Annotated in this window: 15 protein-coding genes, 1 tRNA gene and 2 pseudogenes; 7 read left to right on the plus strand and 11 right to left on the minus strand. The window is 45.3% G+C overall.

What is annotated here, in order from left to right; all coding sequences use genetic code 11:
- Positions 1 to 37: 37 nt before the first annotated feature.
- The gene (locus ACQUQM_RS01770) at positions 38 to 3,277 is read right to left on the minus strand and encodes an AraC family transcriptional regulator ligand-binding domain-containing protein (protein WP_432472772.1); all 3,240 of its coding nucleotides are present in this window, start codon (positions 3,275 to 3,277) and stop codon (positions 38 to 40) included.
- Between the two features lie 117 nt (positions 3,278 to 3,394).
- On the opposite strand from ACQUQM_RS01770, the gene ACQUQM_RS01775 reads away from it, so the two are divergent.
- From ACQUQM_RS01775 to ACQUQM_RS01785, 3 genes and pseudogenes are all read left to right on the plus strand, one after another.
- The gene (locus ACQUQM_RS01775) at positions 3,395 to 4,171 is read left to right on the plus strand and encodes a substrate-binding periplasmic protein (RefSeq protein WP_432472773.1); all 777 of its coding nucleotides are present in this window, start codon (positions 3,395 to 3,397) and stop codon (positions 4,169 to 4,171) included.
- Positions 4,172 to 4,284: 113 nt separating this feature from the next.
- A tRNA-Val gene (locus tag ACQUQM_RS01780) sits at positions 4,285 to 4,361 on the plus strand.
- Between the two features lie 286 nt (positions 4,362 to 4,647).
- A pseudogene (locus tag ACQUQM_RS01785) lies at positions 4,648 to 4,767 on the plus strand (transposase); the annotation flags it as partial.
- On the opposite strand, the gene ACQUQM_RS01790 reads toward ACQUQM_RS01785, so the two are convergent.
- The 7 genes from ACQUQM_RS01790 to dctP form a co-directional block, all read right to left on the minus strand.
- A complete protein-coding gene (locus ACQUQM_RS01790) occupies positions 4,741 to 4,971 on the minus strand; it encodes a transposase (RefSeq protein ID WP_432474784.1) in 231 nt (76 codons plus the stop codon). The pseudogene ACQUQM_RS01785 and the gene ACQUQM_RS01790 sit on opposite strands and share 27 nt — an antisense overlap.
- A 277-nt stretch (positions 4,972 to 5,248) precedes the next feature.
- Entirely contained in the window at positions 5,249 to 5,809 is a 561-nt protein-coding gene (locus ACQUQM_RS01795; RefSeq protein WP_432472774.1) for a cob(I)yrinic acid a,c-diamide adenosyltransferase, read from the minus strand.
- A gap of 540 nt (positions 5,810 to 6,349) precedes the next feature.
- Complete coding sequence (sucD, locus tag ACQUQM_RS01800; protein WP_432472775.1) at positions 6,350 to 7,225, minus strand: succinate--CoA ligase subunit alpha; 876 nt, start codon at positions 7,223 to 7,225, stop codon at positions 6,350 to 6,352.
- 2 nt (positions 7,226 to 7,227) lie between these two features.
- Positions 7,228 to 8,394 (minus strand): ADP-forming succinate--CoA ligase subunit beta, encoded by a 1,167-nt coding sequence (gene sucC, locus ACQUQM_RS01805; RefSeq protein ID WP_432472776.1) that lies wholly within the window; start codon positions 8,392 to 8,394, stop codon positions 7,228 to 7,230.
- Positions 8,395 to 8,735: 341 nt separating this feature from the next.
- Entirely contained in the window at positions 8,736 to 10,052 is a 1,317-nt protein-coding gene (locus ACQUQM_RS01810; RefSeq protein WP_432472777.1) for a TRAP transporter large permease, read from the minus strand.
- Positions 10,049 to 10,573: a TRAP transporter small permease gene (locus ACQUQM_RS01815; RefSeq protein WP_432472778.1), complete on the minus strand. Its 525-nt coding sequence runs from the start codon at positions 10,571 to 10,573 to the stop codon at positions 10,049 to 10,051. The genes ACQUQM_RS01810 and ACQUQM_RS01815 overlap by 4 nt, the downstream gene beginning before the upstream one ends.
- A 72-nt stretch (positions 10,574 to 10,645) precedes the next feature.
- Positions 10,646 to 11,638, minus strand: coding sequence for a TRAP transporter substrate-binding protein DctP (gene dctP / locus ACQUQM_RS01820; RefSeq protein WP_432472779.1), 993 nt, complete (start codon positions 11,636 to 11,638; stop codon positions 10,646 to 10,648).
- 435 nt (positions 11,639 to 12,073) lie between these two features.
- Between dctP and ACQUQM_RS01825 the strand changes: the two genes are divergently transcribed.
- Together ACQUQM_RS01825 and ACQUQM_RS01830 are read left to right on the plus strand one after the other, a co-directional pair.
- The gene (locus tag ACQUQM_RS01825) at positions 12,074 to 13,591 is read left to right on the plus strand and encodes a malonate--CoA ligase (protein WP_432472780.1); all 1,518 of its coding nucleotides are present in this window, start codon (positions 12,074 to 12,076) and stop codon (positions 13,589 to 13,591) included.
- On the plus strand, positions 13,512 to 14,039 hold the full coding sequence (locus ACQUQM_RS01830; RefSeq protein ID WP_432472781.1) for a YiiD C-terminal domain-containing protein: 528 nt from the start codon (positions 13,512 to 13,514) through the stop codon (positions 14,037 to 14,039). Before ACQUQM_RS01825 ends, ACQUQM_RS01830 begins: the two co-directional genes overlap by 80 nt.
- 169 nt (positions 14,040 to 14,208) lie before the next feature.
- On the opposite strand, the pseudogene ACQUQM_RS01835 reads toward ACQUQM_RS01830, so the two are convergent.
- A pseudogene (locus tag ACQUQM_RS01835) lies at positions 14,209 to 14,571 on the minus strand (transposase); the annotation flags it as partial.
- Between the two features lie 313 nt (positions 14,572 to 14,884).
- Between ACQUQM_RS01835 and ACQUQM_RS01840 the strand changes: the two are divergent.
- Positions 14,885 to 15,943: a porin gene (locus tag ACQUQM_RS01840; protein ID WP_432472782.1), complete on the plus strand. Its 1,059-nt coding sequence runs from the start codon at positions 14,885 to 14,887 to the stop codon at positions 15,941 to 15,943.
- A gap of 448 nt (positions 15,944 to 16,391) precedes the next feature.
- Positions 16,392 to 16,514: a hypothetical protein gene (locus ACQUQM_RS01845; protein ID WP_432474785.1), complete on the plus strand. Its 123-nt coding sequence runs from the start codon at positions 16,392 to 16,394 to the stop codon at positions 16,512 to 16,514.
- A 575-nt stretch (positions 16,515 to 17,089) separates the two neighbouring features.
- Here the strand turns inward: ACQUQM_RS01845 and ACQUQM_RS01850 are convergent.
- Together ACQUQM_RS01850 and ACQUQM_RS01855 are read right to left on the minus strand one after the other, a co-directional pair.
- The gene (locus ACQUQM_RS01850; protein ID WP_432474786.1) at positions 17,090 to 17,236 is read right to left on the minus strand and encodes a DDE-type integrase/transposase/recombinase; all 147 of its coding nucleotides are present in this window, start codon (positions 17,234 to 17,236) and stop codon (positions 17,090 to 17,092) included.
- Positions 17,237 to 17,961: 725 nt separating this feature from the next.
- On the minus strand, positions 17,962 to 21,198 hold the full coding sequence (locus tag ACQUQM_RS01855) for an EAL domain-containing protein (RefSeq protein WP_432472783.1): 3,237 nt from the start codon (positions 21,196 to 21,198) through the stop codon (positions 17,962 to 17,964).
- Positions 21,199 to 21,288 lie beyond the last annotated feature (90 nt).

The raw sequence follows: 21,288 nt of genomic DNA on the forward strand, positions 1-21,288 counted from the left end.
GTTCTGAAAATCATCCGCTTATTATTGTTTTGACGCGCTATTTTGCCAGTAAAGACCGTTGTTGTACCAGCTGTTTTATCTTGCCGTCGGCACCCCACTGGCGATAAAAACTAATCGCTTCGTCACGACAGAAAAGCGCCAGCCGTTGCTGCCCTTGTGCGGCAAGGTAGTCGGCGTAGCGCTCGTAGACCAGCGCCTGGTGAAAACTGAAGTTTTGTTGCTCTGCTGCGGTTAATGCCTGTTCAAATAGTTCGACCGGGGAGCGCCCCTGTAAACGGGCTTGCTCGGCCTGCAACAGAAGCAGTTGGCAGTTGAAGTTGGTCGGGCAGTGGCGCGACCATATCTCCAGCCGGGATTCCAGCTGCTCGACCTGCCGCTGTCGGCGTCGGCTCAGAGCACCTTGTTGCTGCGCCTGAATCAGGCGCATCAGGGCGGTACAAAACAACGCTTCACTGACACAGAAGTAGCCTGCCAGCTCATTCTCCAATTGTGCTTCCCACAGGTATAGCTCTGGCCATAGCTGTTGCTGGTCGAGGAGCAGGGCGGCGATGATAGTGCTTGTCGCTTGCCAGCCATGTTGATAACTGATCTGCTCAGGTAGCGGCAGCTCTCCTTGCAGCTGTCCGATCAGATCGAGCGCTGAACTCTGTAAACGCTGCGCCTGATGTAGCTGGTGTTGCTGACACATCTGCTGATGCTGTTGTTGCAGCTCTGTCTGTTGCTGTGCCAGTGGCGTCGATGAAAACAGCGCCAGCTGTGCTTTTAAAAGTAGGCATTCGCTCTGTAACAGCCACTGGCCCTGAGATCCTGACAGTTGATCGATCTGTTGCAGTTGTTTTTGAACCGTTTGCAGGGGGGCGAACCAGTGTTGTACCTGACTGCTCTGTAGCAGGGCCGCGCTGGTCGCTATATCGGTTTGGATGTCCCCTTGAATTGTTTTAGCTTTGCTTTGGCTCTCGCCCTGGGTCTTCTCCAGAGTTTCGCTATGAGTCGCAGGCGCTGCATCAGGATCAAAGTGTGCTATCAGGCCACCAAACTGATTAGCCAGTTGCATCCCCTGGGCAGAGAAGGTTTGTGCCAGTGAAAAGTCGGCACAGAACCAGCTAGCAACCCAGGCGTAACTGACGAAGGCAAATGCGGTGAGTGGAGTGCGGCCATCACGCAGGCTTAGCTCGGTCATCCGGCCGATAGCGCAGGCGGCCAGCAGCGGCTGGCTTTGTTGCCGTGCCAGCAGGCTGATCTGTTCCAATAGCTGCAGTCGAATCTGCGATTCTTTATCCCTTAGCTCTGCCATCCCGGACAGTGATTGGGCGCTGAATCGCTCACTGATAAAGCTTAGTTGTGACAGCAATAGCTCAAGTTGTTCAGCCGATTGTTCTGGCAGGGCATGGTCCAGTAGTGGTAGTTGTTCAAGCAGGTGCTGCAGCGCATTTTGAAACTGCCCTCTGTGTTGATAGATACGGGCAGTGATTAAAGCGCAAGCGACGGTATCGGCAGCGTTTATCTGTGTTGTCGGTAACTGTTGCAGGGTTGTCTCGGCGCGGTCTATGTCGCCGCTAAGCAGTTGCAGGTCTGCGCACTGCAGTAATAATTGATGCGTCAGCCCGGGCTGTTGGCTTGGTGCCAGCAAGCAAGCTGCACTGGTATATTGGCTGGCGCTGATATAGTCCTGCTGCTGCCTGGCCATCTCAGAGGCGCTGGTGTTGAGCGTTAATAATTGCTGTGACAGATCGGATTCCGCAGGCGATAGCTGATTGTGGCCTGCTGGCGCGTGATCGTTATTTATGCTCTGGCTAAGGCTCTGGCTAATGCCCAACGCAGGATTCAGGTGTGACAGTATTATGGCTAGCTGTTCAAGATCCGGCTCAGTCGGCAGCTGCTGCAGCAACGCTTCACCGTATTTACGATGTAAGCGGATTTTATCCCGTTGACTGAGCTGCTGAGCGAAATACTGCCACATCGCTTTATCGGCAAAACGATAGCGGGTTTTGTCATCACCTTTGCCGATTGGCATGATTAAACCAGCTTGTTCCGCCGGCCAGAAATGGATCGCCAGGCGGGCTAAGGGGTTGTCGGTTACCAGCGCCAGTTGGTTGAGATCGAATTGCTGTCCTGCAATTGCGGCCCAGTCGAGCAACTCCCGACTGAACAGGCTGAGCCCCGCGAGGCGTTGAGCCAGAATTTGCTCGCGGTTATCACTACTGAGCCATTTGATATCCCTGGTTTGGGGCGCCTGCAACGGCAGGCTTTCTATTGCTTCAGGGCTGATTCTCTGGCGGTATTCACTGGGGGCCATCGCCATCCAGCGCCTAAATGCTTTCTGGAACGCCGATTGGTTAGAGAAGCCGAGTTGAAATGCGATCTCGCCGAAACTCATCTGGCCGCGCTGAATCAACTGCAGGCAGACCTCGCGGCGCGTCTGATCGTAGATATCCTGAAAGTTGGTGCCGAGTGAACCAAGCTTGCGCTGCAGGGTACGCAGGCTCAGGCCTACTGAGTCTGCGATCTGCTCCCGGCGTACGCAACCGCCGCCTTCGGCCAGCTGCTGACGGATCAGATTGCGGGTCTGGGCGGTGAGGGCGCTTTGTAGCGCAGTTTTACTGAGCAGTGAATCAGCAAATTCGCGGTGCAGCTGATGCATCTCATGGTTGGCTTCGATGCAGCCAAGACTGAGATAATCACTGGCCAGCAGTAGCTGATTACGGGGGGCTCCAAACTCCACCTCTGCTGCGAAGAACTGTTGGTAGGGCTGGATATTGGCGGGCTCCGGCAGCGCCAGACGGATATAGCGGGCCGGCACCTGATGCCCGGTCAGCCAGCGCGGCCAGTTGATCAGGCAGGCGAGGAAGTACTCTACTGCACGCTGATCGTTCTGGTTCAGCTCGAGGCTCAGTTGAGTGCCTTCGGTGGTCTGCTCCATCTCCAGCACAGCCCCTTCATAGAGCAGTGGCAGATAGTCGATCAGTGCCTGATAAGCTTGCGCCAGCGTACCCGCGGTCGACATCAGAAAACCGATCGAGCCAAGCATGCGGGGGTGGGTCGCTTCCCCGAGGTTGAGAGCGATTAAAGGGTTTTCACTGGCCCGGGCCAGAATTTCCAGTACATCGGGGTAACGGGAGGCCGGAAAACGGGCGCCGGGTTTGGTAAACTCTTGTTTCGATAGTGCGGCACACTCCAGAATCTGGTGGTGCAGGTCCTGGCCTGAGTGTTGGCGATAATGTCGTGCCAGCTGCAGTACCGGCTCTAACAGTTTGGCGGAAACCGTATTTACTGGCATGTGGCTTTTATCGATGAAGAAATAAGTGGCATGAAAAGAGCAATTCTGTTCAGCTTGATTAAGGCCTGAGAATAACACAGAGTATCGTTAAATATGTCCTTGCGTGCCATCTTGAATATGAAAATGATACGTTTTACCGCTTTACTGGCGTTACCCAGGCAGCGGGCTTCTGCGCTCTGCGGTCTGTTGTTACTGGCTTTCAGTAGTGTCAGCAGCGCTGATTCGTTACGGGTAGGGATGCCACTGCCGGGCCAGGTGCCGTTCTTCTGGCGTGATGATAGCGGAGTATATAAAGGGATCTATGCCGACACACTACGCCTGATAGCCGCTGAACTGCGGGTCGATTTGGAATTTGTACCGCTATCTCAGGCACGCTTGCGGCGTCACTTTATCGTCGGTGAGATCGATATCGAAGCAGGGGTCTCGACTAATCTTGAAGTGCCGCAAGAGCTGCAGAAAGTATCCCTCTATAGCCGACCATTCGGTATTGTTAACGAGGTGATTATCTACCGGCCTGAGCTGTCGTTCCCGGTGTTTATTCTGAAAGACCTGGAAGGCCGCCGGGTGGCAACTGTAAGGGGTACAACTGTACCGGATAGCCTGATCCGGGAAGATTTCTCAAACCAGCTGCAAATTGCCCAGCGGGTGCATCGGGGCTGGAACGATATCGGTCTTATGACTGAAGATATGGCGCTGCTGTACCGCCGGGAAAAAAATCTTAACTACGAGATTTCGCTGCCCTATGTCAGCAATCCGGTGACATTTCGGTTGCACAGCGCGAAGCGGGATCTGTTGAAACCGATGAATCGGAGTATTGCCCGCCTGGAGCAGCAAGGTGAACTGGACCGGGTCGTATGTAAGTATCTTTGCGGCACCGCTGTTTTGCCAGATTAACAGCTTAAGGGTGATTCCAACTGTTCTCTGACTTTTTCTGAATAAGATGATGATAATTCTGCTAAATATGGCTTGCACCTGAAAACGAAAACCCTATAATACGACCTCACTTCAGGACTATAGCTCAGTTGGTTAGAGCGCTACCTTGACATGGTAGAGGTCGGCAGTTCGAATCTGCCTAGTCCTACCAAAATTATACTGATAATCCAGTAGCCTAGAGGCCGAATCATTTGATTCGTTTTTTTGATTTTTTGGTGTGTGCCCAAATTGTGCCCAAGAAGTGCCCATCACCTTTCTGAGTTAATTAGATCCGACCTTTACACTAAACTAGAATCATTGTGGTGAATCCATCCCTCACCGCCACTAACTTGATTTAGTCTAATAAATCAATCGGTTATCTTCTATCTATACATTTTGAATTGCCACCAGTTCTTTAGACACTTTCCGACTATTCTTTTGCATAGGAGGGAGACCTTATGAGTGGACAGCGTTACACGCCAGAATTCAAAGACTAAGCAATCAAACAAATCACCGAACGTGGTTATTCAATCGCTGAGGTATTTGAACGTTTAGGGGTATCTCAGCGTGCCTTCTTTGGCTAACACTCCGGTTTCACTCAGCCAGTCATTAACTTCGTTGAAGATCTTGCGCGCCAAATCATGGCGCTCCAACAAGGGACGGAAGTTCATGATCATGGTGTGATCAGGGATTGTCCCATCCAGTGATAGACCAGTAAACAGGCGAATGGCTGGGGTGTCTACATGGTGTCTTCCATCGCGGGATCGCTCATGCTGCGCCACTGTTGTATGTAGTGAATGCGCAGCATTGTCATCAAGGAGCAAGGACGGTGACCGTTACCTGGCTTGGGGCAATGCGGCTCAATAACTGAGGTCATCCGTTTTCAGGGAACCAGCGTTTCCATCTGTTATAGAAACTTCTCTTTGCGGGTCGAGTCTGGCGGCGCTTGTTTTGGTATTTGTTGTCGGCAATGCTGAGTTGGTGTTCCATGGATAACCCTGTCAGAGCGTTATGCTGCTGATTATTTCAGCTGAGGGGGCTTGTTCGCAATTTTCCTGGTTATTGATTGTTTTTAGGTTGCCACATTATCTCATCATTACCATATTGTTGGGTAAACGAGCGAGCATAAACAAATAAAAGATCAGATAAACGATTAATGTATATGAGTGATTGAGGATTTATCGGTTCTATTTCATTGAGCTCGATAAGTCGTCTTTCTGCTCTTCGACAGATCGCTCTAGATTGATGGCAGAGTGCCGATTGACGATTCCCACCCGGAAGAATGAAGTTCTTTAAAGTAGGAAGTAGAGCATTGGTTTGGTCCAGTTGATATTCCATCTCGGAGATCATTTCTTTTGTTATAACTCGATAATTTACATCATTAATGGAAAGCTCTCCCCCGAGATCAAATAGATCATTTTGACGCTGACGAAGTCCAGAAGTTAAACCTGTGTCATGAGAAGGTTCAGCAAGGATAGTACCCAGAGAGCAATTTAACTCATCCACGGTTCCTATTGCTTCCATGCGTGGATGGCTTTTTATTACTCTCCGGCCATTTGCTAGCGACGTGGTGCCGCTATCTCCTGTACGGGTATAAATGCGGGTCAGACGATCTGACATAGTATTACCTCAATTTTTAAAAGTGATTGCAGTGTTACCAATGGCAGCCTTCGAAATTGGCGCCAACTTCCATTGGAAATGGTATCTGGTTGACAGCAGGTCAGTACGTTCCGGAGCAGTACCGTGATTTGAGCTACTGTTTTACTGATACGTCATTTCACCGGTAAAGCGGACTGAATTCAGCATAATTGTTATCGCGTTAATCATTGATCTCATAACGGCGTAATGTTGCTGGTCTATTTATATCTGGTAGCTGAAAAAAGCGATGGTATTTAGTTTATTTGACTTTGAAAAATAAGAGTTTGTAGTTTTTGCTTCCAGTAACGAAGGCCGTTTGAGTCGTGAATATGTCTTAAAGGTGTTTTTTGAATAATTAGTTCAACGACTATGAAAGAAGCTTTTAGCATGCTCATATACGGCTGTTCACTTCCTAGGTCTGAGACTAATGATTTAATAACCAACAGTCGCAACACTACAAGGAAGTGAACAATCTACCTGAATTGGACAGCTAGTCATAACGACTAGCAATGAACCGGTTGATTAAGCCCAACCCGTGATCTCACGAAGACCGTCACCGATCTGAGCCAGGGAGCGAACAGTCTTAACGCCAGCAGCTTCCAGAGCAGCAAACTTCTCGTCTGCAGTACCCTTACCACCGGAGATGATCGCACCAGCGTGACCCATACGCTTACCAGCAGGCGCAGTTACACCAGCGATGTAAGATACAACAGGCTTAGTTACGTTAGCCTTAATGAAATCAGCTGCTTCTTCTTCAGCAGAACCACCGATCTCACCGATCATTACGATCGCTTCAGTCTGTGGATCGTTCTGGAACATTTCCAGAATATCGATGAAGTTAGAACCAGGGATAGGATCACCACCGATACCAACACAGGTAGACTGACCGAATCCAGCATCAGTAGTCTGCTTAACAGCTTCATACGTCAATGTACCGGAACGGGAAACGATGCCTACTTTACCTGGCAAGTGAATGTGACCAGGCATGATGCCGATCTTACACTCACCCGGAGTGATTACACCCGGGCAGTTAGGTCCGATCAGGCGTACGCCCAGATTATCACATACCACTTTACACTCCAGCATATCCATAACCGGAATGTGCTCAGTGATGCATACGATCAGCTTGATACCGCCGTTCGCAGCTTCCAGGATAGAATCCTTACAGAATGGAGCTGGTACATAGATAACAGATGCTTCAGCACCAGTTTCAGCAACTGCTTCAGCAACAGTGTTGAATACTGGCAGACCCAGGTGCTCAGAACCACCTTTGCCCGGCGTTACACCGCCAACCATCTTAGTACCGTAAGCGATCGCTTGCTCAGAGTGGAAGGTACCCTGACCGCCAGTGAAACCCTGGCAGATTACCTTAGTATCTTTGTTAATCAGAATGGACATTGTTATTTACCCTCCGCTGCTTTAACTGCCTGCTCAGCAGCGTCAGTCAAACTAGTTGCTGCGATGATATCCAGACCGGAATCGGACAGAAGCTTGGAACCCAGCTCAGCATTGTTACCTTCCAGACGAACTACAACTGGAACTTCTACGCCCACTTCTTTAACTGCGCCGATGATACCTTCTGCGATCAGGTCGCAACGAACGATACCGCCGAAGATGTTAACCAGTACAGCTTTAACCTTGGAATCTTCCAGGATGATCTTGAACGCTTCGGTAACACGCTTTTTAGTCGCGCCGCCACCAACGTCCAGGAAGTTTGCCGGGAAGCCTCCATGCAGGGATACGATATCCATAGTACCCATTGCCAGACCAGCACCGTTAACCATGCAGCCGATGCTGCCATCCAGTGCTACGTAGTTCAGATCCCACTGAGCAGCACGTGCTTCACGCTCGTCTTCCTGTGATGGATCATGCATAGCCTGCAGATCTTTATGACGGTAAACAGAGTTACCATCGATCGCGACTTTAGCATCCAGGCAATGCAGATTTCCGGCATCGGTAATAACCAATGGGTTAATTTCCAGCAATGCCAGATCTTTCTCTTTAAACATCTTAGCCAGACCCATGAAGATCTGAGTAAACTGCTTAATCTGAACGCCTTCCAACCCCAGCTTAAATGCCAGCTCACGCGCCTGATAAGGCTGCGCACCGGTTACTGGATCGATAGTTGCTTTCAGAATTTTGTCCGGTGTTTCTTCCGCTACTTTCTCGATCTCAACACCACCTTCGGTGGATGCCATAAATACGATACGACGAGAAGAACGGTCAACAACCGCACCCAGATAAAGCTCGTTAGCGATATCGGTGCAGTCTTCTACCAGAATTTTAGCAACAGGCTGACCATTTGCATCAGTCTGATAGGTAACCAGGTTTTTACCCAGCCAGTTAGCAGCAAATTCTGCAGCTTCAGCTGGAGAGTTGATCAGCTTAACGCCGCCAGCCTTACCACGGCCGCCTGCGTGAACCTGAGTCTTAACAACCCACTTGTCACCACCAATTTTCTGAGCCGCTTCAGCAGCAGCTTCCGGAGTATCTACCGCGATTCCTTTAGAAACCGGCAGACCATATTCGGCAAACAGTTGTTTGCCCTGGTACTCATGAAGATTCATGCTCTAATCCATCGTTTTATTACACTATTTAAGGACTCTGTAAATCGATACCGAGAGAATATCTTTTTACAGCCCAACTCACTGAGAGCACTTTAGTACTCATCAACTATAATCGGCCGGGTAAACCCGATCGAAACTTTAAAGAATGTTACTTTAGGTCTGTGTTATGAATCGCGTAACTATTAACTGCAAGTGCTGCTTCCTGTACGGTCGTAATTTACGTCGTAAATTTTTATATATTTAAGGCATATCATTCTTTAGATTGACTAAGAGCATCAATGTGTCATTCATAGTGGTTATGGGTCTAGGGTATGAGTGGCGTCATACCCTCGGTCTTGCGTTTAGTTTATTTCCGGTCCCATGATCAGATCTGGCAACCAGAGGACTATTTCTGGGAATATTGCCAAGATTACGATAGCAAGTACCATGCAGAGCACGAAGGGAAATGAGCCTTTAAGGATTGTTGAAAGTTTCACGTCCTTGCAGATACCGTTAATCACGTAAAGGTTGAGGCCTACAGGGGGAGTAATCAGTCCAATTTCCATGTTGATCGTGAAGATTACAGCAAACCAGTAAGGGTCGAATCCAGCGCTTTGTATTATTGGCAACAGAATTGGTGCAGTCATTAGAATGACTGCGACCGGCGGCAAGAAGAACCCAGATACCAGCAGGAAGAGGTTAATCATACCCAGTAATAGCCACTTATTAGTATCTAACGCAGCGATCGATTCAGCGACAGACTGAGTGATGTATAGACTGGAAAGCGTGAAACTAAACAGCTCGGATGCGGCGATGATCATCAAGATCATCACACTTTCTTTCATGCTGCTGGACAGCATTTCCCAAATGCTTTTGAAATCACGTATCTTATAGATGACTACAGCTAGCATCACGCACATCATTGCGCCTACACCAGCGGCTTCAGAAGGTGTTGCTATACCCCCGTAAAGAACGTACAAGACGCCTAGAATGACTAGTAAAAAAGGGATTACTCTTGGTAGGACGATAAGCTTGTCATGCAAGGTATAATTGCGAGACTCCGCACGTGAATATCCATGGCGTTTGGCGGTATAAAGTGCCCAGCCCATAAAGAGTGCCGTCAGCAAAAGCCCTGGTAGCACACCGGCAAGGAAAAGCCTGCCAATGGATGTTTCGGTCGCAATCCCGTAGACGATCATGGTAATAGAGGGTGGAATGAGGATTCCTAGTGTACCGCCAGCGGCAATCGCCCCTGTTGCAAGGCTTGCGGGATAGCCGCGGGAACGCATTTCAGGAATACCCATTTTGCCGATCGCGGCACAAGTGGCCGGTGAAGAGCCACTAAGTGCAGAGAATACTGCGCAAGCCCCTAAATTAGAGATAATTAGTCCACCAGGGACTCGGTGTAGCCAGCGGTCAAGTGCTTCGTAGAGATCTTTCGAGGCCGGCGAGCTGGAGACGGCCGCCCCCATCAGAATAAACATTGGAATTGAGACTAGGGTAAAGTGGTTGATGCTGGAAAACATCATTTCGGCGACTATTTCCAGAGAACCAATGCCTTCAAACAATACCAGGAAGCCAACGGCAACGAGGGCGAGAGCGAATGCGACTGGAACTCCTATCGCAAGAATAAGGATGGTTGCGGTGCATAATAGCGCACCAATGAGTAGGGGGCTCATGAATGACCTCCAGGTTCGGTACCAAAAGGGACTGCGCCATCAGTGAATAAGCATATGGCATCGACCAAGTACTCGAGTGCCAGGAGTGTCATGCCGATAGGAAGTGAAAGATAAGGGATCCAGAGTGGCAGTTCCCATATCGATTCGGTGGTCCATTGGCCCTCCCAAGCTTCATACCAAAGCTCCCAACCGGTATAGGAAAAAAGCAGAGAGAACAGGAGTGCAAGGGCGATGGTGATATAGGCTAGGATTCTTTTAAACTTGGGAGGGGAATACATAGTGAGCAGGTCTACATTAACGTGCCCTTTTAATTGTGCGACATAGGGAGCACCAAGAAACGCCGAGGAAGCGAGGCCATAGGTAATGAAATCTGTCTGCCAGATAGTACTTTCACCAAACACATAACGAACGATGACCATTTGGCAGACTACCAATACAGATGCGGCGACCAAAGAGGCCGAGATTAACCCAGAGGCTATAGAAAGTGCTCTGATAGAAGCGATAAATGTTTTTAAGTACATAAACCAGATCTTCGTTTCTTTTGTTCGACGTTGGGGCTCATGAAGATTGCTTGGAGCTGTCTACTGATAAGGCTAGTCAACAGACAGTGCCATATCAATCAACTCTCTACCTCCAGGAACTTCTTCGGAAAACACCTTGTAGCTAGTCTCATTGGCAATCTTGCGCCATTTACTCGCTTGCTCTGCTGACATGGTAACCACTTTTACGCCAGCCTTTGTGAAAGTATCGACCATTTTCTGATCCAGGCCTTTGGCTTCATTGAAGAAGTATTGTTCGGCTTTATCCGCAGCTGTGGACAACGCAGCTTGTTGTTTTTTATCGAGCTTGTTCCAAGACTTCTTGGACATAAGAACTGGTTCGTACATGAACCATAAAGCGTTGTCACCTGGGGCGGTTAGGCAATTAACTTGCTCATAGAGTCGGTAAGATACGAAGCTGCCAGAACTGGTGTTGGCGGCATCTATTGTGCCAGTTTGCATTGCTGTATAGATTTCAGAACTTGGCATCGACGCGATAGAGGCCCCAGCTCCGGCAAGCATCCGCTCAAAACCCTTACCAGCAGCTCGGGTTTTTTGACCTTTAATGTCTTCCGGTTCTTGGATGCAGTTTTTCGCTGAGGCAAAGCCGCCTGCCAACCAGGCGTCAGCTAAGACGACAACTCCGGCTTTTTCTATCTCTCTTTTGATTTCCTGCATAAAGGGAGAGTCATTCAGTCTGGCTGCATGATCGTGGTTCTTGATCAGGCCAGGCATCAGGGTCGCATCAAATTTAGGGTGTCTTCCTGATGCGTATGCCAGAGGGAACAGGGATATATCGAGACGTCCTTTGGTCATCGCGCCCCATTGCTCTTTGGGTTTATACAAGGAGCTACCAGGGTATACCTTAATGATTAGGTCAACATCGGCAGCGGAAACTTCTTTAGCAATCATTTGTATCATCTCATCACGTACGTCGCCTTTACCCCCAGGAAACTGATGGGAAGCCTTTAGGGTTTCTGCTTGAGAGGTGTTGGTGATTGCGGTGATGCCGATCAAGCCGCACGCAAGGATTAGTTTGATGTTCATAAGCTCTCTCCAGTTGCGCTTTATTATAGTCAGTGTAGGTATTTTGTAAATAGCCTCCTGTATACAATGTTGCTTTTTAAATATATGATAGGAGATTGTTGAACTATAGTAAGTGTAGTTGAAGGACTGCTCTACTAAAGCTGATTGATGATTAAAGAGATCTGTTCATCACGATACTTAAAAAACTAGAAATTAAATTACTTTAGAAAAGCTGATTGAACAAAACTCTTAATAATTCAATAAGATAAGTTCTGTTTGAGTAATAGGGTTGCTGCAGAAATCTGTGGGGTTGTTTTGAGGATGTGATCGTAAATACGCGATGGATCTTGGTAAAAATATTTGCAGTTGATAAATCAGGCCTGCAAATTCGAGCAGATTGGGAAATAAAAGCCCAAACGTGAATGTAAAAACTTCAGACGAAGTGGAGAATTAGCAATGACAGGTAATAACATTTATGAGCTTTTCCGATCCAGGTTTCCAGCGGATTCAACGGCTGTGTTTTTGGAGCATGATAGGGGAGAGCTACTCTATAGCCAGATTGAAGAAGAAACTGGGCTTTTGGCAGGGCTATTTAAACAGCTGGGTGTTAACAAGGGTGCGCGTGTCATTATGCAGGTAGATAAGTCGCCTGAAGCGATACTTCTGTATCTTGCCTGCCTGCGTGTAGGTGCTGTCTTTATTCCATTAAATACAGCCTATACAGCCAACGAGGTTTCTTACTTTATGGGCGATGCTAGGCCACACCTGCTTGTTTGTCGTCCTCAGGATTATGATAGTTTATTACCTCATGTTAAAGATCTTAATGTGCCGCATGTCATGACTCTGGATAATCAAGGTTGTGGTAGCCTGATAGAGGCGATGAAGGACGCTTCCTCCTGTGCTGATGTTGAGGTCTGTGAAGGAAGTGATCTTGCCAGTATTATCTATACTTCAGGAACTACTGGCCGTTCTAAAGGGGCGATGCTGTCTCATGATAATCTGTCATCTAATGCAAAAGTATTGCATAAATACTGGCAATGGGAGGAAGGTGATGTATTGCTTCATGCCCTTCCCATCTTTCATGTGCACGGGCTTTTTGTAGCGCTGCATTGTGCGCTTTTGAATGGTTCAAAAGTTATTTTCATGCCAAAGTTTGAATTAACTGCTGTCAAAAACAACCTTCTTCGGGCCACTGTGATGATGGGAGTCCCTACATTTTACGTTCGTCTTTTGGAGGATTCAGAGTTTACAAAGGAGATGTGCAGCAATATTCGATTGTTTGTGGCTGGTTCTGCGCCACTGCTGTCTGAAACATTCGAGGAGTTTGAAAAAGTAAGCGGTCACAAAATTCTTGAACGCTATGGTATGACTGAAGCTGGCATGGTTATCTCAAATCCTTACGACGGCGCGCGAGTCCCCGGCACAGTAGGTTACCCGCTTCCAGGTGTGGCTGCACGTGTTGTTGATGAGGAAGGTGTAGAGGTTTCTCGGGGAGAGGTAGGGGGGCTGGATATCAAAGGACCCAATGTCTTTGTGGGTTACTGGTGTATGCCTGAGAAAACGGCTGAAGAGTTTCGGGAGGACGGGTTCTTTATTACCGGAGATATGGCAACTATGGATGTCGATGGTCGTATCAGTATAGTTGGTCGAGCAAAGGATCTCGTAATTTCTGGCGGTTACAATGTCTATCCTAAAGAGGTAGAAATCATGATCGACGAGATCGAGGGAGTTAAAGAGTCCGCCGTCATTGGCGTGAAACACCCTGATTTTGGTGAAGGAGTCACCGCTATCATCGTTAAAGATAGAGATGTAAGTTTGGCTGAGCAAAATGTCATTGAGTTTATGGCAGGGAAAATTGCGCGGTTCAAACAACCTCAGAAGATTATCTTCGTTGATGAATTGCCACGTAACGCCATGGGTAAAGTCCAGAAGAAAGAGCTGCGAGATATTTACAGTGAGATCTATTCGAAATAAGAAGAGTGATGCGGCTTCTCTGGAGGCGGTATTACATCGTGAAATTCCACTGACAAAAGTGCTAGGGTTGTGTGTAGCTTCACTGGCCTCAAGGCGAATTCGCCTTGAGGCCCCGGTGAGTAATGTAAACGCTAATATCCATGGAACAGCTTTTTCGGGGAGTATTTATTCTATATCTGCTTTGGCGGCATGGGGGCTTACTTATCATTTATTGCAAGCGGAAGGTGTTGCGGCAGAGCTAGTGGTTGCCGAGGGGAGTATTAAATTTTGGCGACCAGTAAAGGATAAAATTATTGCTGAAACATGTTTTTCTTGCGAAGAATTCGACGTTTTTATGGAGGCATTGGAAAAAGATGGAAAAGCTGTCTTGCTTACAGATGTTCAGGTGTCTGATAATAATGCGAATAGGGCGAGTAATAAAATTAAACTAGTAGCGATGAAACTATAAATTACTATCGTTGATAGCGAGGCTGAAGAATTCTAGGGAACCTGCGAATAAGTTGTCTCTTCCCATTGTGTAAGTATCATCTCGGCCTATTTTAGGCTATGGAACTCATAGTTTCTGGTTGTTTCTTTCCGCCTAACCATCTATTTCAAGGGGGTTAGGTGGCTTTTTCCTATGCGTGCAGCAATTGACTAACTCTGACGGTATTGGCCAGCGCAAAAAGCGTTGCCAACTTGCTGCCGTTATTCCTCAATCCTCGATATCTCGCTTTGGTAAATCCAAACTGGCACTTTATTATCCTGAAGGGATGCTCGATCTTAGCTCGAATACTGGCTTTCATGTATTCGATATTAATTGGGACTTTGTTGATTCTAGAATGCTTCTTGAGAGTCCTGACTTTCCCAAGCCGTTCAGCAACGTGCCAATCAACTGCTTTGTTTCTAAGGCTCTTCCGCTAATTGATTCCTCGATAGCAGGCATCAGCAAAAACGTACTGCTCTTTATCGTGTAGTAGCTGCTGTTCCATGTTCAAATCCTGACGTTAGATACACCGAGCAATATTTTACGCGAGGGATGCTTCATTGGTGTTTGATATGAATCGTTAATCGCTCTATAAGTATTTTTAAATGGTTGCTTTAAATATATATAGAGTGCTAGTATGGCTAAGAGTTGGTCGTATGTATTGCGGTGGCTGCATAAAAAATGCGTTATTAAAATTCATTAAATGGATGAAACACCTCTGACAGCATAAGTAAATATGCTAACTGCTGATTTTAAGAGGTTTTTTGTTAAGGAAGCTTTAACTTTAAACTTCCACTGAACTAGAAAAAAAATAAGGGGATTATTAGATGAAACTCATCAAAGCTGTTTCCGCGGTTGGTGTTTTATTTGTTGGCTTATCAAGTCAGGTGCAAGCCGTAGAGATTAAATTCTACGGCCAGGTTAATCAGGCATTAATGTCTGCCGACACCGGAAACGGTTCCGAAACGTTTATCGTAGATAACGATAATTCCGGTACCCGGTTAGGGCTAAAAGCAACACATGAACTCGAGGATAACTGGACAGCTGGCGCTCATCTAGAGTTTGAATATCAGTCAAATGCTTCCAATAAAGTAACACCTACTCAAAAAACTATTGATGGTGACTTTTCTGAGCGCCAAATTAATTTACATTTTTCAGGCCCAATCGGTAAGTTCTCAATAGGACAAGGCGATGGTGCAGCAAACGGAAACACTGAACGCGACCTTTCTGGAACAGCAATAATCTCATGGGCTAATCCAGCTTTATTGGGCGGAGCTCTCGATTTTGCTGAGACTTCTGGTGGAAGTAATGTTGGTTTCTCTAAAGCAATGAGCAACCTAGACTTTGAAAGCAGATACGACAGAGTACGTTATGACCTGCCAGAGTTTGGACCGTTCAAGGCCGCAATCAGCCAAGGTGTCAAAGGTAATAATGACGTTACAGAGTTGGGTGTACGTGCTAATTTCAATGCTGGAGGCAAGCTAACAACAGCAATTGGCTATTCAACTGAAGATAAAAACAGTGCCGCAGTAGGTGATGAAGAGACTTTTGGTGGTTCCGTTTCCTGGCTGCATGCTAATGGATTTAACCTTACAGGAGTTTATTCAACAAAGTTCGATGATAACCCGGCTAACCCTGATGCTAAATTCACCTCAATTAAAGCTGGATATAAGCAGGGTAAACATTCCGTATCTGTAGGCTATTACATCACAGAAGACTTAGCGCAACTTGGCGATGAAAGCACAACCGTCGGCCTAGGATACGTCTACAAGCCAATCAAATGGATTGACATGTATGCTGGCATAAATCAAAACAGCCTAGATCGTTCAGGATCAAACTTTGACGATATCACCATCGCCACTATAGGAGCGCGAGTTAAGTTCTAAATCCCTTCTCTTTAACGTAGTAGTGCTTTGCCAGCATGTTCGCATGCTGGCTTTTTTGCCTTTAATTTTTATAACTATAACGTTTAATAGATGATTTCAGCTATTAGAATCTTTGTAATTTACTTAGGGAAACTGAAAATAAGTCCCGGTTGCCAAGAATTTAAGCATAATTATCGATGAGGCGTGGGTATGGGACTTCAGCTAGGGAGTCTGCGATTAAGTATCCCCCGCATGAAATAATGCTCGGCGTAGCTAACGTCAGGATTTGAACATGGAACAGGAGTTCAGTTTTTCTGATGGTGAGTATCGCTAGAGGCGACATCAAAGCCGCAAATAGGTGCTCTTCGCAAAGATGAAAAAGCTGCCTCCTTGGCGTCGACTGGAAGCTGCCATCGAACCATATTATTCCAAGCCGGCTAATGGCCGACGTCCTTACTCCTTGATTACTATGCTGCGTATTTATTGTCTTCAACAGTGTTATAGCCTGGGCGGGCCTGCTATGGAAGATGCCCTTTATGAAATCGCATCAATACAATTATTATGCGCCTTTCTCTCAACAACTCAATCCTAGATCACACGACGAGTATGAACTTTCGGTACTTAATGGTACGTCATGGGCTCGTTAGATAGATTTTAGAGGAAGTAAATGACTGGTTGGTCGATGCAGGCGTGTTTGTCAATTTTTCTGAAGCAGGCTATTGAGGGATCGACAGGCGGAAGAATCTTAAAGGCAAAGCGGTTACTTGGTACTTGCGGTACGGCCTGGGAATATCAGGACTCTCAAGAAGCATCCGAGAATTATCAGGATCAATATTGAATACTGACTGTCATGTATTTGAATCGACCAACTTTTCGTAGGTGCTTTACTGCTTGCTGATTTGATGTTAGGTAAAATCGATTGGAGACAGATTATTAGTGTAACCATATTTCTTAACTGATTTATAAAACATTTCGATATGATCGAAAGCAGCTTGTCGTGCTTCTGAGCGTGATGAGTAGACCAGTGCCTTATCCGTTATTGCTTAAACAGTTGGGCAAAGCTTTAAGCTACAGCATTATCATGGCAGTTCCTTCGTGACTCATACTTGGTTTTAAATGGTGCGTTTGCAGGAAGACCTGCCACTCATAACCCGTAAGTATATTGCCTCAGTCAGAATGAAAAATGACAGCTTCTTGCGGCTTACGACGCCACAGAGCCATTAAAAGTACGTTCAGAACCAGATAAGTTTCGATCCTAGAGTGCATTGACCAAGCGATCACCTGACAGGAATACAGATCAAGAACAACGGCCAGCTATAACCATCCATCATTGGTTTTGATATAGGTAAGCTCGGTTACCCAGAACTTATTCGGTTCAGTCACCTCAAATTTACGTTGCTGAATATTATCTGCCACCTGTGATGGATGACTTGAGCTTTTACCCCGGTGCTTCTTGTAACCGGCTTGGGCAGCCAACACGTCAAGCCTCATTAGTTTGAATACTATGTTTTTGGTCCAACGCAAACCCAAATCATTAAGGTCATGATGGATTGCAGTAGCTATAGGCACAAGCACTCTCAAGTCACTACTTCTTTATCAAGCCCGTAACCGTTGATCTTCTTTCGCACGTTGTGATACTGGATCATGTCGACAGGCATAAAACCCGCAGTGAAGAACGTCGAGTCGCTTGCAATTAGTTCTGACCGAATACTAGTCCTGGTTGTTGAATAAAGGCGTGACTTACTCAAACTCTCTGGCAAAGTACGAGACAGTTTTTATGATGTTACGTTCTTCACTCGCAAGAAGTAGCTCTTTCTCAGAGTATTTATCGTTTATTTCCTGATGATGTTCGCTATTGCTGCCATAGCGCTTAAGCCTGGGGTGTATGCTGTTGGTGATATGCCTAAACGGCTTGTACCTCAGAAAAAGGTGGCTCGTTCAGTAACTTGTTGAAAAGCTTCAATCTTAAATTATTCGGGAAAACGTTTAGTACTCATGACACCTCTTATAGACTCCATTTTAACCCAATAAGGTGTCTACTAAAGACTGATAGATTCATTTTCGTGTTGACTTGTTGCTATTAATTCGGCGAAGGGTAGTGGCTTACTTATATGATAACCCTGTAAATAATCTACCCCCAGCTCACATAGTATACCTGCAATTTTTTCATTCTCGACAAATTCAGCAATTGTCTTTGTTTTCGTGATTTTGCCGATATTATTGATCATAGTAACAATCGCCAAGTTAATATTATTGGAATCGATAGAACGTACAAAAATACCGTCAATTTTTATATAATCCACTTTAAGGTTCTGCAAATAACCGTATGATGAAATTCCGCTCCCAAAGTCATCCAGAGCAACGCTACAATCTAACTGATGTAAACTATAAAACAATTTTTTTGCATTTTCAATATTATGAATTGCCGCAGTTTCGGTAATTTCAAAACAAAGTATATTGGTGGGGAACTGCACGTCATGCAAGGAATTAATCAATGACTGACAGAATTCTTGATCACTAATTGATAACCCAGACAAATTAATGGCAATAGAATCAATGTGATCGATTTGAGTATTTTCCAATAAATTGAACAGTTTGTTGAGGACCCATTGATCTATTTTCTTGGCCAGGCCAAACCGCTCTGCAGTGGGTAAAAAAGATCCCGGTGATATGATTTTATTGTTTTCTCCATACATTCGAACTAACACTTCGAAACGGGTGAACTCGTTGTGGGATGTGTTGCTGCTCTTGATTGGCTGAAGGTAGAGAAGAAAATTATTTTCTAACAGAGCATCATTGATTTTTGGTACCCAGGATATTTCATGTTGAAGCATACGGTTATCACTAGAGTTAAACAGATGAACAGTATTGCGACCTGACAGTTTGGCTGTATAGCAGGCCGTATCTGCCTGATCCATCAACTCTTCAAGAGTGATAATACAATTATCGATGCAGCTAATTCCGATGCTAGCACTGATGGTATAAAGTTTTTTATGCCAGAGAAAACGATAATTCTCGATAGAATGACGAATTTTATTACATATCACTAATGCATCTTTTTGATTACAATTCTCAAGATAGATACCAAATTCATCACCCCCTAAACGAGCAATAAAATCAGTATCGCGTATAGTTTCTTTGAGAATAAAGGCGATGCGTTTGAGGAGTTCATCACCCGCCATATGGCCTAGCGTGTCATTAATGTTTTTGAACTGATCAAGATCTAAATAACACAGCGCATGTTGATCAGGTACAGTTTTCAGTCGGTTAATCACTTTTTTCAGTTTTTTATTAAACTCATTACGATTGAGGAGCCCAGTCATATCATCGTGAGAAGCCTGAAAGTTCATTTCCTCAATGATTTTACGGGAGTTGGTAATATCTTGCGCTATACAGGCAAAATGGGTGGTGCTATTGTTACCTGAAGTAATAGGGAAAATGATTTCAGATACCCAATAGTTTGAAGTATTATCCTTTTTGTTATATAACAAATCACCATGCCATTCCAACTGGTTCTGCAGGGCTTGGTGACGTTCTAGTGTAATGGACTCTGAGTTTTTATCACTGATCAATTTATCTAGACCTTTCCCTATAATATCATTCTGATGAAATCCGGTAACCTCTAAAAACTTTTTATTCGCATATTCGATTGTATACTGTAAATCGCTAACAATTATAATGTTTGGGCTGTTTTCCACCAAAGTTGAAAGCTTGATTAACTCTTTCTGATTTTTATTGTGCTCGGTTATGTTTATGATGGAAGCAAGTACATACTCTTCCTCATTTATGGAAATGTGGCTGAACTCAATATCCACAGGGAATTTATAATTATCTTTGTGCAGCGCTGTTAATTTTTTATTAGCTCCCATAGTGCGCGAACAACTATTTTGATAAAAATGGACTCGGTCTTTTTGATGCTGATTCCGAATGCGCTTAGGTAGCAAGCTTTCCAACGGGCAACCAATCAACTCTTCATGCGAGTAACCAAACATCTCTATTGTGCGCAGGCTGACACTCACAATATCCCCTTCTTTGTTAACCATTATCAGCGTGTGTGGTGAGTGTTTGAATATCTTTTCCAAGCGATTTTTAGCTTCCTCCAGCTCGTAGACATAATTGCGGAACGCTTCGGTAGCCTTGGCAATTATGAACAGTTCATTTTTCTTCTTGGTGTTTGTCAGCAATACATCAAGCTCAACATTGGTCATGCTACTCAATACCCCAGATATTGAAAGAAGCGGCCTTAGTATCTGCACATTGATAAGCCACAAGAACAAACTAATAATTAAAGCCAACAGAATAACATTACTGATAATATTCATATCGATAAATCTGACCATTATTGTCAGTTGATCACGGACTTCTCTGGTTTCAGTATCTGATTGTAGAGAAATGGCGCGTGTCAGATTAATTAGCTCTTTCAATGTTTGCGCATCATCTATTACGACAAGCATGTCGATATCCTCAACTCGCTTACCCTGAGAAATCAGATTTTGGACCTTGTAAAGATATTTTTCATAGAGATCCAAGGTTTTACTTATGTTATTAAGACTTTGAATTTCCTGCTGCGTAAGCGGATAGATTTTATATCGTTTAATAATCGCTCTGCTGGCATCCAGGTATTCCTCTGTGGCTTGTGCCAGTTGTAGTTGTTGTCGCAGGATGTAGTCTTTAAAATACTGAATCATGCCACCATATCCCAGTGACGCATGGAGATTATTTAACAGTCCGATTTTAGATTCTTTGATTGAAGTTTGATCTAAGTAACTTTCTAGCACTCTCAGAGCATGTAAAGCGGGACGATCATCAATCTTGATGAGCTTGTCAGTCTGCTGAACAGTCAAGCCTGAGATTCGATACCTTTTTAATTGAATCGATGCCTGATAATACTGGTCAATAATAGCTTCGATTTCTTTAATGGCAGCTATTTCTTCAGAATTTATATTTTGTGAAAGATAAATTTTAATACTGGACTTTACGCCGCCGAACTTGATGAGAAAATTCTCGAAATACTGTTCATTATCGCGTAATAGGTGGTTTTTGAAGTGATGAATCATACCTCCATATCCAAGCTCACGACGTAACGATTTCAGAGCATGGGCCTTGTCAGAACTGTTTCTATCAAAAGTCCTCCAGGCATCAGTTATCAATAAATTTTGATCCCTAATGTTAGTAAGCGGGATAGTTACGAATATGGCTAGTAATATTAAGCAGATAGTTATAATCTTCTCGATCATGCTTATCTTTATGTCGTTAAATAAATTAAATGTAGCCATTGTTTTACCTTCCTTGATACGATGGTAGTGGCGGTGTATTTTTATTATTATCGTATGTCACATATCTTGTCTTTCCCTGCAAGTGTTAAG

The organism is Amphritea sp. HPY (assembly GCF_050870985.1).
Classification (GTDB): Bacteria; Pseudomonadota; Gammaproteobacteria; order Pseudomonadales; family Balneatricaceae; genus Amphritea.

Bases quoted from the DNA above. Each gene is read 5' to 3' on its own strand.
- ACQUQM_RS01770 (WP_432472772.1), bottom strand. From the start codon at position 3,277: ATGCCAGTAAATACGGTTTCCGCCAAACTGTTAGAGCCGGTACTGCAG.
- ACQUQM_RS01775 (WP_432472773.1), top strand. From the start codon at position 3,395: ATGAAAATGATACGTTTTACCGCTTTACTGGCGTTACCCAGGCAGCGG.
- ACQUQM_RS01795 (WP_432472774.1), bottom strand. From the start codon at position 5,809: ATGTCAGATCGTCTGACCCGCATTTATACCCGTACAGGAGATAGCGGC.
- sucD (WP_432472775.1), bottom strand. From the start codon at position 7,225: ATGTCCATTCTGATTAACAAAGATACTAAGGTAATCTGCCAGGGTTTC.
- sucC (WP_432472776.1), bottom strand. From the start codon at position 8,394: ATGAATCTTCATGAGTACCAGGGCAAACAACTGTTTGCCGAATATGGT.
- ACQUQM_RS01810 (WP_432472777.1), bottom strand. From the start codon at position 10,052: ATGAGCCCCCTACTCATTGGTGCGCTATTATGCACCGCAACCATCCTT.
- ACQUQM_RS01815 (WP_432472778.1), bottom strand. From the start codon at position 10,573: ATGTACTTAAAAACATTTATCGCTTCTATCAGAGCACTTTCTATAGCC.
- dctP (WP_432472779.1), bottom strand. From the start codon at position 11,638: ATGAACATCAAACTAATCCTTGCGTGCGGCTTGATCGGCATCACCGCA.
- ACQUQM_RS01825 (WP_432472780.1), top strand. From the start codon at position 12,074: ATGACAGGTAATAACATTTATGAGCTTTTCCGATCCAGGTTTCCAGCG.
- ACQUQM_RS01830 (WP_432472781.1), top strand. From the start codon at position 13,512: ATGAATTGCCACGTAACGCCATGGGTAAAGTCCAGAAGAAAGAGCTGC.
- ACQUQM_RS01840 (WP_432472782.1), top strand. From the start codon at position 14,885: ATGAAACTCATCAAAGCTGTTTCCGCGGTTGGTGTTTTATTTGTTGGC.
- ACQUQM_RS01845 (WP_432474785.1), top strand. From the start codon at position 16,392: ATGCTGCGTATTTATTGTCTTCAACAGTGTTATAGCCTGGGCGGGCCT.
- ACQUQM_RS01855 (WP_432472783.1), bottom strand. From the start codon at position 21,198: ATGGCTACATTTAATTTATTTAACGACATAAAGATAAGCATGATCGAG.